Origin of the sequence: Alistipes sp. Marseille-P5061, from assembly GCF_900290115.1 — a bacterium.
Taxonomy (GTDB): Bacteria; Bacteroidota; Bacteroidia; order Bacteroidales; family Rikenellaceae; genus Alistipes; species Alistipes excrementigallinarum.
The window spans coordinates 633,737-648,616 of record NZ_LT985748.1 but is presented as its reverse complement, the minus strand read 5'-3'; the positions used below and the strand labels follow the sequence as shown (position 1 = coordinate 648,616).

Here is a 14,880-nt window from a genome sequence, read left to right as displayed (position 1 = left end):
CCTGTAAACCGTTGTGGATATGAAACGAGTGATTTTGTCGTGTGCCCTGCTCCTGGCCGCCGTGCTGGGCTATGCGCAGGGTGCCAAGAAGCCGACGATTATGGTCGTGCCGAGCGATGTGTGGTGCATCCAGAACGGCTACTACACCACCTTCGACAACCAGGGGACCGAAGAGAAGGTGCCCGACTACACGAAGGCAATCCAGGGCGATGCTGACCTGCTGCTGGTGACCAGCAAGCTGGGTGAACTGATGGCCGAGCGGGGCTTCCCGCTGCGGAGCATGGAGGCCATGCTCAAGCGGCTGAAGACCGAAGAGGCCGAGGAGTCGCTTACCATGTCGAAGGAGACGGGTGCCGAACTGGCCGAGTCGCCGCTCGACAAGCTCAAGCGGGTGGCCCGCGCCGACATCTGGATGCAGGTGACGTGGACCGTCAACCGCATCGGACGCGACGTCTCGGTGACCTTCAACCTTCAGGGTCTCGATGCCTACACCGATAAGCAGGTCGCCGCCGGCTCGGGTACGAGCGCTCCGGAGCCTGCCGCCTGGATGGAGCTCCCCGTGACGCTGTCGGAGGCCGTGAACGCCAATCTGGAGGACTTCTGCAATCAGCTGATGGCGCACTTCCAGGATATGGAGACCAAGGGACGTGAAATCGCCCTGACGTGCCGTTGCTGGAGCGACAGCGAATATGACTTCGAGAGCGAGGTGGGCGGCGACGAGCTGGGCTTCCTCATCGAGGACTGGGTGGCTGCCAATACGGTCGAGGGTCGTTTCACGACGGCCGACGCCTCGGAGAGCCGCATGTACTTCGAGCAGGTGCGCATCCCGCTCTTCAACGAGAACGGCCGCGCGCTCGACGCCCGCTCGTGGGCCAACGGCCTGCGCCGCGAGCTGCGCGAGAAGTACGGCATCGAGTCGAAGCTCACGATTCGCGGTCTGGGACAGGCAATCCTGACCATCGGAGGCAAATAATGATGTAGCATGAACTGCGCGGCAGACCCGACGGCGGACCCCGTGTCCGCTGCCGGGCCTTCGCCGCATAAAAACTCAAACAGCATGATGAAGAGATTTTTCGGGGTCGTGGCGGCGTTGTTCCTCTCCGCAGCGTCGTTCGCACAGACGGACCTGGTGGCCGTGACGCCCTACGTTTGCGATGAACTGGAGCTGCCCGCCGGCGTGAAGAATACGCTCCAGCAGCGGATGCTGCAGCTGGCGACGCAGAATGGATACGGCTCGCTCTCGGGCGAGTTCGTCCTGACGCCCAACGTGCTCGTACTCGACAAGAAGACGACGGCCACGGCTCCGGCGCAGTTCATCGTCGATTTGGAGATTTCGGTCTACGTGGTCGCCGTGGCCGAGCAGACCATCATCGCCGAGACGGCCGTGCCGGTGCGCGGCATCGGAGCCTCGGAGTCGAAGGCCTACATCAGCGCCATCAACCGGCTCTCGCCCCGTACGCCCGCCATGCGCAACTTCATGAACAGCTGCCGCGAGCGGATTGTCGACTACTACGCGCAGCGGGTCCCCGTGCTGATTGCAAAGGCGCAGTCGCTGGCCGACCGCGAGCAGTACGTTGAGGCCGTAGCGGTGCTCGACGCCATTCCCGAGAGCGTGCCCGAGTACGCCTCGGTGGCAAGCCTCAAGGTCGAGCTGGCCACGCAGCTGCTCGACCGCGTGGCCGAGACGGCCATGCAGCGCGCCAAGGTCGAGATGGTCAAGGGCAACTACGCCGAGGCGATGGATGCCCTGGTGGCGGTCAACCCCGCCAGCAACAAGGCCAAGGAGGCCTATGCGATGATTGACCAGGTGGCTGCGAAGATGAGCGAGGCCGAGCGTGCCGCACGCGAAGCGGAGTTGGCCCGTCTGGAGCAGGAGCGCGAAGCCTCGCAGCGGGCGTTCGACAACCAGATGATGCTCGAGAAGATGCGTCTCGAGGCGTCGTCCAAGGCCGCCGAGTCGGCCCGCAGCGCTGCGGCCGAGGTGTCGCTCTCGGGCATCAACGCCTGGCTGTTCGGCAAACTGAAGTAATCACCCGATAAAACGAAGAATACCCATGGCACAATGTCCCCGATGCAAGGAGGAGATGCCTCTGCTTTCGAAAGTATGCCCCGTCTGCGGATACGTGATGAACGACGGCGATGATTCGCCGACGGCCGAGGAGCTGGTCAACAGGCTCGAAGAGCTGCTGCTGCGCAGCAAGAACATGCCCAAACCCTCGTTTGCCGCCAGCCTGCGCAACATGCTCTTCGTGCTGTTCCTGGTGCTGGCCCTCTACTTCGTCGTGCTGGCCCTCATCAGCGAGGCGGGCCTCTTCTGGCTGCTGGGCATCGCATGCGGCGTGGTGGCGCTCTACCTGCTCGTGCGCAAGCTCACGAAGCGTACGACCAGCGCCGGTGCGTTCGAGCGTCTAAAGAACGAATATGAATACCAGGAGCGCCTTGCGCGCCGCAGCTTCGGCAAGAACATCGAGGTCTCGCGGCTCATCAAGGAGATAACCTCCGAAATCAACGCCGTCGAGGCGGAGCACCTCGCAGCCCGTCGGCGCAGCCGCACGCTGTGGCTGGTTTTCGCCGTGGTGGTCATCGTGGTGGCTGCCGGCGGCATTTTCTCGACCGACCTCGCCTCGCGCGACGAGGCTCCGGCAACGGAGCAGAGCCTTCCGGGCGGAGAGAGCTCCGGGGAGGCGGCCGCCGAGGGTGAGGCAGCTCCGTGGAAGGCGCGTGTGGCCGCCTTCGTCGCTTCGTCCGACAACAGCGAGTACGGCGACAATGCCGCCCGACTCTCCGTGCTGGACGAAATCCTCAAGTACAACGCCTTCGACGCCGCCGAGGAGTTCTTCTTCACCTATTGCCAGGGGAAGATGGGCGACCTGGAGTGCGCCCGGAAGATTGTAGGTAGTTATCTTGCCGCCGACCGGAAGGCCGACGCGGCCGCATTTGCCGGCCGGGTTGCGCTGCGTTATGCGTCGGATACGGCCAAATTGAAAAAAATGGTAGAATAAGATGGGACTTTTCAGCAAAAACAAGGCGGAAGGCGGCATCCTGGATGTCATCCGCTGCGACGAACCCGATTATCTGGTGTGGAAATGGTCGCCCGCAGGGGTGCCGAGCCGCCGCGAGAATGCCATCCGGTGGGGCAGTACGCTCCGCGTCAAGCAGGGCGAGGTGGCGGTCTTCGTCTACCGCCAGAACGACGGCAAGGAGATGGACTACTTCGAAGGTCCGCTCGACACGACGCTCAAGACGGCCAACTTCCCCGTGCTTTCGGGCATCCTGGGGTCGGTGTTCGGAGGGGAGACCCCCTTCCAGGCCGAAATCTACTTCATCAACCTGGCGGGCAACGTCCGTCTGCCCTTCTTCGTCCCGCAGTTCGACGTCTCGGACCCCCGGTTCCTGGACTACGCCGTGCCGGTGACGGTCAAGGGGCAGCTGCTCTTCAACATTACGGACTACAAGTCGTTCATCTCGCTGCACCGCATGATGCAGTTCGACATGGATGACTTCGCCGAGGAGGTGCGTGCTTCGGTAGTGCGCTATACCAAGTCGGTGGTGACCAATGCTCCGTCGAAGGGGCAGATTCCCCTGCTGCAGATTGAGCGCCACATCGACGAGGTGACGACGCTTGTCGAGGAGCGGCTGCGGTCGGTGCTTGCCGACGACTTCGGGGTGAACCTCAAGCGTCTGGACCTCTCGGAAATCGCTCTGGACAAGGATTCGGAGGGCTATGCCGACCTCTATGAGGTGACCACGGCGCAGATGACCGAGCTGACCCGGGCCCGCACGGAGGATACCGTCGAGCGCCTGCGCATGGGCCGCGAAGTGGAGTTCAAGCGCCAGAATCTGGGCGCTGAGACCGACTACTTCGCCGCACACCGGCTCAACCAGCAGACCGAGGTGGCCAAGATTGCGGCCGAGAGCCTCGGCGAGATGGGCGGCGGCATGGGCGGCGGCGACGGACTCAACCCTGCCGGCATGATGGCCGGGATGATGCTGGGCGGCGCCGTGGGCAGCAACATGGCCGGCATGATGAACGGCATGATGGGCGGCATGCAGGGTACGATGGCGCCTCAGACGGCGCAGACTCCGCCGCCCCTGACCACGACGATGTACTACGTTGCGGTGAACGGCCAGCAGACGGGACCCTATGCGCTTGAAGTCATCCGCCAAATGATTGCCGACGGCCGCATCGTGCGCGAGACGCTCGTCTGGAAGCAGGGCATGCCCGCCTGGGAGCAGGCCGGCGCGGTGACCGAACTGGCCTCCTGCTTCGTCCCGGTGCCGCCGGTGCCTCCCGTACCTCCGGTTCCCCCCGTTGTTCCACCTCAAAAGTAGCAAGTCATGAAATTCAGACCCATTCCCGCAGTCATCGCACTGCTGCTCGGCGGCCTGGTATGCTACGGCTATCTGGCCTGTGGCGTCGAGACGGTGATGACGGTCATCGCCACCGTAGTGGCGCTGCTCTTCCTGGTGTCGGTGCTGGGCATCGGTTTCACGACCGGCCCCAACCGGACGGTGCTCTTCTCGACCGTCTCGAGCATCCTGCTGCTCGTCACCTTCCTGCTCAACATCCTCTTTGCGTGGCTCCACGTGGCGCTTCCCGTGGTGATTATCGTCAATGCGCTGGCCGTCATCGGGTGGCTCTTCGCACTCTATGCGGCCCTTTCCGGCAACGTAAAAAATCAAAAGTCATGAAACGGCTCCTGACGCTTCTGCTGCTCCTGGCTGTGGCGCTTCCCGCCTCGGCACAGAAGGAGAAGGTGGTTGAACGCAGCGCCAAGAAGGCGCCCGCGTGGCTGGGCATCTCGTGCCCCGACTACTTCACCGTCTCGGCGACGGCCCCGACGCTCGACCAGGCCCAGAAGCAGTGCCTGACGGATATCCGCCAGCACATCATCACCTCGATTGCCTCGAACATCACCTCCGAGGAGAAGCTCTACCAGGAGCAGACGGCCCGCAACGGCGTGGTCTCGCTGCTCAACAGCTACGCCTCCGAGGTGGGAACCACCGGGGCCTTGATGCCCTATCTGTGCGACATCTCCCTCTCGCGGGCGCTCGGCGTCTACTGGGAGCGGCGCTTCGTCAAGCAGGAGAAGAGCTACTACTACATCTACCACGTGCAGTATCCCTTCACCGATGCCGACCGCAGCGCGGCCATTGCCGCCTTCCGGGCCCTCGACAACGAGCATCTGGAGCGTCTTGAGCAGCTCGAGGAGCAGTTCGAGACCTTCACCGACCTGAGTTTCCTCGACCAGACGGCCGCGGCGCTCAATCCGCTCATCGACTACTTCTTCGATACGGACCGCCGCAACCGGGCCGTCAACCTGCAGCAGCGCTGTCGCCAGGCGTGCGGCGAGGTTGCCATCGTGCCCGACAGCGCCTCGCTGGGGTGCTACTGCTATCACTTGGCGCTGCACGGCCGCCGCGTGACGTCGGACCGTCAGCCGCGCCTGGAGAGCGACTATGCCACCAACCTGCGCGTCGTGCCGCTCGACGGGGGCTATGCGCTGCTCTACGACGAGGCGGGCATCGAGGGTGAGGAGAACTTCATCACGATGACCTACACCTTCGGCGGACGGCGGCTGCAGCACCGCGTGGTCTTCGACCCCACGGAGGGCAAGCTGGCCGTACGTCCCTTCGGTACGGTCGAAATCGACGCGCTCGGCCCCGGAGCCGATAGCGTGGCCACGTGGCGCATCTCGGTGCCGCTGCGGTCGAACAACGATACGCGCTTCGAGGTGCGTCACGTCGACATCCGCGTGCCGGAGTTCGGTGCTGCGGCCCAGGGCTCGCTTGCGGGCTACGCCTTCGAGGGCAAGGGGGTCCATACGCTGCGCTTCACGGCCTCCGTGCCGCAGGTGACTCCCGCGCGCCGGAGCGTGCTGCTCAACGGTACGCTCAGCATCGTCGGAGCCGACGGCCGTCAGACCGACGTGCGCTTCAATCTTCCCTACAGACTCAATTTCACTAACCGCTAAATTCTTTTGAAGATGAAAAAAATGATGCTTATGGTTGGTGCGCTGGCGATGCTGGCCGCCACGACCTCTTGCTCGTCGTCGTCCAAGGCGCCGCGCAAGCCGCAGACCGACATGGTGGAGCAGGTGCTCCCGCTCAGTGGTCCCGAGTACCGCAGCGATGCCGACTACTATCGTGCCGTGCAGAGCGGTGTAAGCCCCGAGCAGTCGATGGCCAAGAAGATTGCCATGCAGAATGCCCGTCAGGAGATTGCCGCCGCCGTGCAGACCGACATCGCAACCGTGATGGAGAATTACGCCAAGTCGCAGAAACTTCCCAGCCAGACCGCCCGCAGCTACGAGGAGCGCGTTACGGAGCTCACCTACGCCATTGTCAAGCAGTCGGTGTCGGGCATGACGCTCGTCGATGAGAAACTCTTCAAGGAGGCCAACGGCGACTATCGTCACTATGTATGCATGCAGCTGAGCAAGAGCGACATGAAGCAGCACGTGCTCGACGAGATGCAGAATGACGAGAAGCTGATGTCGGACTTCGAGTTCGACCAGTTCAAGAAGCTCTACGAGCAGAAGCTCTCGGAGTATTCGCAGCAGTAGTCCTCCGCTTTGCTCACGCGGTGTCCGGCTCCGGAGTACGGGGCGGACGCCGCTTTTTGTCTCTTAAAAAACGAAGTCCATGAACCGACCCATACGTGCGGCGCTCGTCGCCGCGATTGCGACCCTGACCGTTGCTGCGGCCTCCGCCCAGGATGTGCGCAGCAGTTACGAGGAGTTCATCCGTCAGCGCCAGCAGGCCTATCAGGAGTACATCGATTCGCGCAATGCCGAGTATATCCGCTACATGCGCGAGCGGTGGACCGCTGCCGAGGAGCGGCCGGCCGTTGAGGCCGAGTCGCAGCCGGCGCCTCCGATTCCCGCGACGCCGCCCGACGAGGAGCCGCCTGCACCGCGCGCCGTGCCCGTTGCCGAGGTGGTCGAGCCCGTGGCTCCGGCTCCTGAGCCGGTCGTCGAACCCGACATTCCCGCAGCGGTCGGGCCGGCAGCGGGGGAGGGGAACCTCATCCCCGACACCGATGCGGCGCTGCAGGGTGGCTCCGCGCCGACCATCCGCCCCGATGTGCCTGCTGACCCCGCTGCGGGGAGAGGCGGCGCGCCGCAGCTTCGACCCGACGGAGGCAACATCCTCGCGGGAGGGGAGTCGGGGCAGCTCCCGACGCTTCGTCCCGAGGGCGGGAACGTCGGCGGAGACAACCTCTCGTCGGTGTTGGGTTCCGATGCTCCGGCAGCTCCCGTGACCGCGCCTTCGGCCCCGGCACAACCGGCCCTTCCGAGTGCTCCCGCCGTGACGCCCGCCGCACCGGCAGTGCCTGCCGCCGATGAGGTTGCAGCCGACCGTGGCGGTGCGATGCGCGGCGGGTCGAAGCTCAAGGGGCCGCAGCAGCGCTTCACCTTCGTCGGTACGGAGTATGCCGTGTCCGCCGTGCAGGGGTCGAAGCCCCGCCTGCGCGACGTCTCTGAGGGCTCCGTGGCAACGCTCTGGGAGTCCTTCTCGGCGCCGGCCTACCGTACGGTGACGGAGGAGTGCCTCCGTCTGCGCGACCAGTTGCGCCTCGACGACTGGGGCTACCTCAAGATGCTGGAGTTCCTCGCCTCGGCCTGGTACGACGGTGCGGCCAATGAGGCGGTGCTGCTCCAGACCTTCCTCATGGCGCAGTCGGGCTACAAAGTGCGCATCGCCCGCACGGGACAGCGCCTCGTGCTGCTCGTCCCCGCCTCGGGCATGCTCTATGGCTATCGTTACCTCGAGCTTGGCGGCGAGAAGTTCTTCGTCGTGGGCAACCTGCCCGCATCGGGCGGCTACTATGTCTTCAACCGCGCCTTCCCGGGCGAGCGGCTCCTTGCGCTGCGTCCGTCGGTTCCGGCGCTTCCCGAACGGAAGGTTGCTCCGCGCCACCTCGTCTCGAAGCGCTATCCCGAACTTCAGGCCGACGTGGTGGTCGACCGCAGTCTGATTGACTACTACAACCTCTTCCCTTGCTGCGACGTTGCGGTCTACCAAATCCCCTCGGTGGGCGCCACCGTGCGTCAGAGCCTCTATCCCGCCCTGCAGCAGGCTCTCTCGGGCCGAAGCGAGACCGAGGCGGCCGACATGCTGCTCAACTTCGTGCAGACGGCATTCCCCTACGCCACCGATGACGAGCAGTTCGGCTACGAACGTCCGCTCTTTGCCGAGGAGACGCTCTTCTATCCGGCCTGTGACTGCGAGGACCGCGCCGTGCTCTATTCGCTGCTCGTGCGCGAGCTGCTGGGGCTCGACGTCGTGCTGCTCGAGTATCCGGGCCACGTGGCTGCGGCGGTCTGCTTCAAGGGGGAGGCTCCGGGCGACTACGTCGTCGTGCGCGGCAAGCGCTATACGGTCTGTGACCCGACCTACATCGGCGCCGGTATCGGCCGTACGATGCCCGGCATGGACAATGCAAGCGTCGAGGTGCTCATGCGCTGACGCCCTTCCCGGCCCCGGACGGGGCGTGTGTGTACACTTTGGGAGCGAAGACCCTGCGGGGTCTTCGCTCCCTTTTTATATAGGTCGTACCGGTCGGATGTCAGAACGTTGTCGTCTGTTTTTGTGGGAAACTAAATTTTTTAGTTGAATAACTATAAAAAATAGTTGCTCGGCGGAAAAATTTTGCTACCTTTGTTGTGCGGGGAATGCAGGAGGAGAACACCCCGCTGATTGCCATGGAGAAACTGACCCATAAGGAGGAGGAGCTGATGCGCTATTTCTGGGCGCACGGCCCGTTGTTCGTGCGCGAGGTGGTGGCGCTCTGCCCCGAACCGCGCCCCCATTTCAATACCGTCTCGACGATTGTTCGTACGCTCGAAGCGAAGGGCTACCTCTCGCACAAGGCCTTCGGGGCGACCTACCAGTACTTCCCGGTGGTGAGCGAGGAGGAGTTTTCGCGGCAGACGCTCGGTGGCGTCATCCGCAAGTACTTCGAGAACTCCTATCTGGGCGCCGTCTCGGCGCTGGTCGAGGAGGAGAAGATTTCTGTCGAGGAGCTGCGCGGGCTCATCGACCGCATCGAACGTGAAAACAGCCGGTAGCCATGTACGACCTGATGCTATACAGCCTGAAGACGGGCGCCTGTCTGGCAGTCTTCTACCTCTTCTACAAACTGCTGCTCAGCCGCGAGACCTTCCATCGCTTCAACCGCGTCGTGCTGCTTGCGATGCTTGTGCTCTCGTTCGTGCTGCCTTGCTGCGTGGTGACCCTCTACCGCGACCTGCCCGCGCCCGAGCCGTTTGTCCTGCCGGTAGTGACACAGCCCGCACTGCCCGTTGAGGCGGTGGCCGCTGCGAAACCCTTTCCGTGGCGGGAGCTTCTGGCGATGCTCTTTGCGGCGGGCGTCGTGGCCATGCTGCTGTGGGTTGTCGTATCGCTCGTGCGGGTGTGGAGCATTGTTCACGGCGGGCGGAGCGAGCGCCTTCCAGGCGGCATGGTGCTGGTGCGCCGTCCCGAGAGGGGTTCCCCCTTCAGCTGGGGACGCTACATCGTCGTCTCGGAACAGGACGACGACGCCCTGCTCCGCGATGTCCTGCTGCACGAGGAGGCCCACCTGCGGCTGCACCATTCGGTCGACTTGCTCGTGGCGGACCTTGCCGGATGTCTGCAGTGGTTCAACCCCGCGATGTGGCTCCTGCGCCGCGAGTTGCGCGCCATCCACGAATACGAGGCCGACGAGGCGGTGCTCCGCAGCGGCGTCGATGCACGCGAATATCAGATGTTGTTAATAAGGAAAGCTGCTGGCAGGAGGTGGTGCTCAGTTGCCAACAGCTTCAATCACAGTAAACTTAAAAACCGTATTACCATGATGTTACGTAAGAAATCATCGCGGTGGAACTACGCCCGTGCGTTGGTCTTCCTGCCGCTTGTCGGGCTTGCGCTCGGCGCCTTTGCAGAAACCGTCTACCGCGTTCCCGTAGACAAAGGTACGCAAAATTCCGGAACTTTCCTATCCTCGGCCGTCGGAAACGGCACATCGGTTGCGGCACTGGTCGACAGCGCGTTGCGTGATGCCTCGGCCGAGGCAGGGCAGTCGGCATCGGAGGGGCTCGCCGGGTCGGCACAGGCGGCGCTCAAGCAGCCTGCGGTGCGCTATTTCATCAACGGCCGCGAGGTGACGGCCTCGGCGCTCGACACGCTCAAGGTGGAGCGGATTGCCTCGGTCGATGTGGAGAAGTCGGACGACCCGGCGTCGGGTATCGTCCGGATTACCCTTCGGGGTAACTCCTCGGAAGGGACGACCGACCAATATATCTACATTCTGGACGGTCAGCGGAAGAGCTACGCTGAGCTGGACATCGACCCTTCGGAGATTGCGTCGGTGAAGGTCATCAAGGAGCCCTCCGTAATAGAGCAGTTCGACCGGCCGGAGGCCAAGGGGGTGGTCTACATCCTCACGAACGATTTTGCCCGGCAACTCGAAGGGTCGCTCCGTGCCGGGGCCGAGGGCCTCGAGGCGGGACGCGCCGGTCTTGAGGCTGCGCGTGTCGGTCTTGAGGCTGCCCGGAAGCATCTGAGCGGCGACGAGTGGAAGAAGGTGCAGCAGCAGCTGCGCGAAGCCAGCGAGCAGCTTGAGCAGGCGCGGCGCGAATTGGACAATCAGCAGACCGAGGCCTCGCTGGAGGCGGCCCGTCAGTATTTGAACAGCGACGAGTGGAAGGCGGTTCAGCAGCAGCTGCGCGAAGCCAGCGAGCAGCTCGAGCAGGCGCAGCGCGAGTTGGACGGGCAGCGGCTCGCCTCCTCGTCGCAGACCATCGTCATCACCGGTGACGGAACCTCCGTCTCGGCCTCGGCCTCCGGAGCCGGCTCGGTTCCCACCTCGACCTCGACTTCGACCTCCTCCTCCGGTTCGTCGGCAGCCGCTGCTGCCGCAGGGCAGGGGGTGCCGAAGGGCGAGCCGATTATCTCCGTGAAGGGAGGTTCTACGAAACCGACTTCGCAGAAGGGGGTGCTTTGGGTCATCGACGGCAAGGAGTACCGTGCCGACAAGCTGAAACCCGGCGAGCTGGATGAGTTGCTGGGCGAACCTTCGAACATCCGTTCGATGATGATTCTCAAAGATGCTTCGGCCATTCGCGAGTATGGCCGCAAGGCCCGCAATGGCGCGATTATTGTCGAGACAAACAAGAAACGGTAAGCGTCAGAATAAAAGTTCGAGTGGGGGAGCGGCCTTCGGGTCACTTCCCCTTTTTGTGTGGCACGTTATGGAGAGGGACGGCACCCTTTTGAGCGTGCCTTTTCGGATGGCCGCCTCTTCGGCGGACGCAGGGGGGGATGAGGCAGGAGCCGCGCCGCCGCCGAGGGGCCAGATGCGCTACCGATGCAAAAATCCCGGGTGCGGGTGCCCGAATACGCCCCTCTTTTGGTATCTTTGCAGTAGGAAAAAATATCAGCCATGAAACGACTTCTTCTGTTGTTGTGCGTGCTGACGGCGGTGGTTGGCTGCAAGCCCGACTTCCGTCGGCGTACGGCCCGCTATGCGTCGGTCGGCGAGCTTCGCGAGCGGCGGGCCGCCGTGCTCGATACGGTCGACGGGGCGCCCCGCTGGGGCTATGTCGATGCCGAGGGGCGGCTTGTGATTCCCTGCCGCTATGCCGCTGCGGCCCCCTTCAGCGAGGGGCGTGCCGCCGTGCAGATTCCCGGCGAGCGGTGGGGCTACATCGATACCACGGGGTTGATGGTCATCGCCCCCGAGTATGCCGTGGCTTCGCCCTTTGCCGACAGTCTGGCCTGGGTCGAGCTGCCGGGCGGCCTGCGCGGCCGCATCGACCGTGAGGGGCGCGAGGTCATCGCCTGCCTCTACAGCGAAATCGGCGAGCCGGGCCTTCGGGGCTGGCGTGCAGCCGTGCGCAACGGCCGCCGCGGCTACCTCTCGGAGAGCGGCGGCGAGGTGGTGCCCTGCCTCTACGACTCCATCGGACCGGTCGGCGAACGGGGGTGGATGGCCGCTCTGCGCAACGCCCGACGCGGATATCTCGACAGCCTGGGGCGTGAGGTCATCCCCTGCCGGTACGATACGATTGCCCCCTTTACAGGCGGTTACGCCCTTGCGGCCCGCACGGTCGACCAGGGGCTGCGCTGGGGGCTGGTCGATTCGCTGGGCGGCGAGCCGGTGGCGTGCCGCTACGAGGAGCTCGGCGCTCCGAGCGACGGACGGTTGCTCTTCCGCAGCGGCGGGGGACGTTACGGATACCTCGACCTGACAGGGCGCGTGGTGCTCCAGGCCCGCTATGCCGTGGCGCGGAGCTTCAACGAGCGTGTCGCCGTGGTGAGCTACGACGGCGTGCACTTCGGGGCCATCGACCGCCTCGGCCGCGAGCTCAGCTCGTTCCGCTACGAGTCGCTCGGGGATTTCCACGACGGACTGGCCCCCTTCAACGAGAATACGCGCGGCGCGATTTTCCCCGCCATGACCCACTATTGCGGCTATGTCGACACGGAGGGGCGCGAGGTGATTTCGCCCCGCTTCGACGATGCCCGCGAGTTCAGCGAGCGGCGTGCCGCAGTCATGCGTCTGGGCATGGTGCGCGACGACTTCTACAAACCGCGCTGGGGCTACATCGCCCCGACGGGCGAGCTGATGGTTCCCTACCGTTACGACGAGGTGTGGCCCTTCAGCTGCGGACTGGGGCGCGTCTACCTCGAGGGGCGCGGCTATGGCTATGTCGACCGTTCGGGTTCGGAGGTGCTCCCCTGTCAGTTCGAGCAGGCGGAGGATTTCGTCGATTTTACGGCCCGCGTGCGGCTGGACGGCCGCGACTTCAGAATCGATACCAAGGGGCAGGAGGTGACGGTCGCAGGGCATTGACCCTCGTGTGACCTCTGAAGAGCAATGACGGAGCGGAACCGGGGCCTTCTGCGGCTGCGGTTCCGCTCCTTCGTTTGTGCGGGTTGCCAGTTTCCCTACTGGAAGCCCACGACCTCGGGCCGCTTGGGCAGATAGCGGTACTGCTCGAGCCGTGTCTGGCTCGAGATGCGGTAGTATTCGCTCTCGACCAGCCCCCGTTTGCCGAAGGCAACACCCAGCTGGAGCTGGATGGCGCTGAAAATCAGACGTTCGTTCTTGAGCCGGATGCCCAGTCCGAACGAGGTGAAGAAGTCGTTCTTGAAGATGTTGGGCGAGTAGCCGATGAGCCCCATGTCGAGAAATCCGAAGAAGGCAATGCGGAATCCGAGCGGCTGGTAGGGGGTGAAGAGCACCGTTTCGGTGTTGAGCACCATGCGGTTCGTACCCGTGATGTGCTCCTTGAGCGCTTCGAGTCCGTTTTCGCGGGTGAAGCGCACGATTTCGTAGCTGCCCGCATCGCGGTTCCATCCCTGGGTGTAGTTCAGCGAGAGGAACTGTCGGACGCGGTTGCGGCGATAGATGTAGAGGTTCGAGAACCACTGCAGGTCGACATCCACGGCGCTGTGGTGCCACGAGCCGTCTGCCAGGTCGATGTAGCTTCCCAGCGTGAAGCTGCCCATGAGGTAGCCGGCACGGGTGAAACCGCCGATTTTGTAGACCGTACCCAGATACATCTCGTCGTTGAACTCGCCCCACGAGTAGCCGCCCACCAGCTCGGCCTTGTAGCCCGTGGCCAGGTACTCGCGCGTACCGAATCCGTAGACCATGTTCGCCGTGTAGAACTTCTCGCGGTAGAGACCCGCGCCGAAGAGCATCTCCTCGCAGTTGTGGAACGCCGGATTGTAGTCGGCGCGCACCTCGGGGCGGCGGCTGAACTGCGTGAAGCCGTAACGCCCCGTGAAGTAGATGCTCGAGCGTATCGAACGGATGTAGCGCGAGCGTCCGGCCCAGATGTCGAAGGTCTTCACCTTCACCAGGTCCGAGGTGTCGCGGTCGATAAGGTAGTACTTCGACTTGACGTTCTCGTAGCTGATGCCCACCTCGTAGTCGGACGGCCGGATGAACTCCTTGCCGAAGTTGAGCTTCAGTTCCGAGTTGTAGAAGTCACGCCCGGCCGAGAAGCTGGCCGAGTAGAACGAGCCGAAGATGTTGGGAATCTCATACTCGACGATGTTGCCGCCGTAGGAGAAGTCCTTGCGGCTGAAGTTGGTCTTCACGCGGAGCATGTTTCCCGTACCGAAGATGTTGGCGTCGTAGAGGCCGAACATGGTGTGCCCCTCGGAATGGAGGCCGGCGTCGACGCCGATGGTCCAGCTGTCGCGCGTATGGACGATGATGTCGACGCGCGTCGAGTCGAGCGAGTCGGGGCGAATCTCCAGCTCGGCGTCCGACACGTAGCTGCGCGAGCGCAGCAGCTGCTGGTTGCGGACCAGCTGCTCGGCATCGAGCGTGTCGCCCGGTCCGAAGAGCAGGTCGCGGCGCAGCACCCGTTCGCGCGTGAGGATGTGGAGGTTGTTGCCGGTCCGTTCGAGCCAGTTGCCGTCGGGGTCGAATACCTGGTTGCGTTCGATGGTGACCGAACCGATGGTCCGTCCCTCGTAGGGGAGGAAGCGCTGGCTTTCGTCCTCGACCGCGCCGCTGCGGGTGGTGTCGATGCGGCTGCGGGTGAAGAGGAGTCCGTAGAGCATGCGGGGCACGGCCCGGCGGCTGGTTTTCGAGCGGATGCTGTCGTAGAGGCGTTCGGTCCGCTCCGAGGGGGAGGTGCGCATGCGGGCCGAGTCGGGCGTAAAGAACTCGGCGCGTGGAGGTTCCGGCCGCTTCATCTGGGGCAAAGCGGTCTGCATCGCCAGCAGTGCTGCGGCGAGGATGAATAACCTCCGGACCATGACCTCAAAGATAACGTTTTTTCGGGTGAAAAAGTATGGTGAATGGGTGCCATTTGGCTTCTTCGACGTTTTGCCCATGCCTTTTTGTGAAGCCGTAAGTCGGGGGCGGTGACG

The 14,880-nt window shown here is 63.8% G+C and carries 12 protein-coding genes; 11 read left to right on the top strand and 1 reads right to left on the bottom strand.

The genetic code is table 11. From position 1 onward, the window contains the following. The first annotated feature begins 19 nt into the window (after positions 1-19). The 11 genes from C8267_RS02575 (at position 20) to C8267_RS02525 (ending at position 12,841) form a co-directional block, all read left to right on the top strand. Positions 20-973 carry a DUF6175 family protein gene (locus C8267_RS02575; RefSeq protein WP_087360916.1) on the top strand — a complete coding sequence of 318 codons (954 nt, stop codon included), beginning with the start codon at positions 20-22 and terminating at the stop codon, positions 971-973. Between the two features lie 84 nt (positions 974-1,057). Continuing rightward, positions 1,058-2,029 carry a hypothetical protein gene (locus C8267_RS02570; protein WP_106633523.1) on the top strand — a complete coding sequence of 324 codons (972 nt, stop codon included), beginning with the start codon at positions 1,058-1,060 and terminating at the stop codon, positions 2,027-2,029. A 25-nt stretch (positions 2,030-2,054) separates the two neighbouring features. Further along, positions 2,055-3,002 (top strand): hypothetical protein, encoded by a 948-nt coding sequence (locus C8267_RS02565; RefSeq protein ID WP_158699672.1) that lies wholly within the window; start codon positions 2,055-2,057, stop codon positions 3,000-3,002. A 1-nt stretch (position 3,003) separates the two neighbouring features. After that, positions 3,004-4,332 carry an SPFH domain-containing protein gene (locus C8267_RS02560; protein ID WP_106633521.1) on the top strand — a complete coding sequence of 443 codons (1,329 nt, stop codon included), beginning with the start codon at positions 3,004-3,006 and terminating at the stop codon, positions 4,330-4,332. A 6-nt stretch (positions 4,333-4,338) separates the two neighbouring features. Further along, positions 4,339-4,692, top strand: a complete 354-nt coding sequence (locus C8267_RS02555; RefSeq protein WP_087360908.1) for a hypothetical protein — start codon at positions 4,339-4,341, stop codon at positions 4,690-4,692. Continuing rightward, positions 4,689-5,975, top strand: a complete 1,287-nt coding sequence (locus tag C8267_RS02550) for a hypothetical protein (RefSeq protein WP_106633520.1) — start codon at positions 4,689-4,691, stop codon at positions 5,973-5,975. The genes C8267_RS02555 and C8267_RS02550 overlap by 4 nt, the downstream gene beginning before the upstream one ends. A 12-nt stretch (positions 5,976-5,987) precedes the next feature. Then, a complete protein-coding gene (locus tag C8267_RS02545; RefSeq protein WP_158699671.1) occupies positions 5,988-6,566 on the top strand; it encodes a hypothetical protein in 579 nt (192 codons plus the stop codon). A 79-nt stretch (positions 6,567-6,645) separates the two neighbouring features. Continuing rightward, complete coding sequence (locus tag C8267_RS02540) at positions 6,646-8,472, top strand: hypothetical protein (protein WP_106633518.1); 1,827 nt, start codon at positions 6,646-6,648, stop codon at positions 8,470-8,472. 236 nt (positions 8,473-8,708) lie between these two features. Beyond that, positions 8,709-9,074 carry a BlaI/MecI/CopY family transcriptional regulator gene (locus C8267_RS02535; RefSeq protein ID WP_087361273.1) on the top strand — a complete coding sequence of 122 codons (366 nt, stop codon included), beginning with the start codon at positions 8,709-8,711 and terminating at the stop codon, positions 9,072-9,074. A gap of 2 nt (positions 9,075-9,076) precedes the next feature. Continuing rightward, positions 9,077-11,170 (top strand): M56 family metallopeptidase, encoded by a 2,094-nt coding sequence (locus tag C8267_RS02530; protein ID WP_106633517.1) that lies wholly within the window; start codon positions 9,077-9,079, stop codon positions 11,168-11,170. A 258-nt stretch (positions 11,171-11,428) separates the two neighbouring features. Further along, positions 11,429-12,841 (top strand): WG repeat-containing protein, encoded by a 1,413-nt coding sequence (locus C8267_RS02525; RefSeq protein WP_106633516.1) that lies wholly within the window; start codon positions 11,429-11,431, stop codon positions 12,839-12,841. Between the two features lie 95 nt (positions 12,842-12,936). On the opposite strand, the gene C8267_RS02520 is transcribed toward C8267_RS02525, so the two are convergent. Further along, positions 12,937-14,766 (bottom strand): hypothetical protein, encoded by a 1,830-nt coding sequence (locus C8267_RS02520; RefSeq protein WP_106633515.1) that lies wholly within the window; start codon positions 14,764-14,766, stop codon positions 12,937-12,939. Between the last annotated feature and the right edge of the window lie 114 nt (positions 14,767-14,880).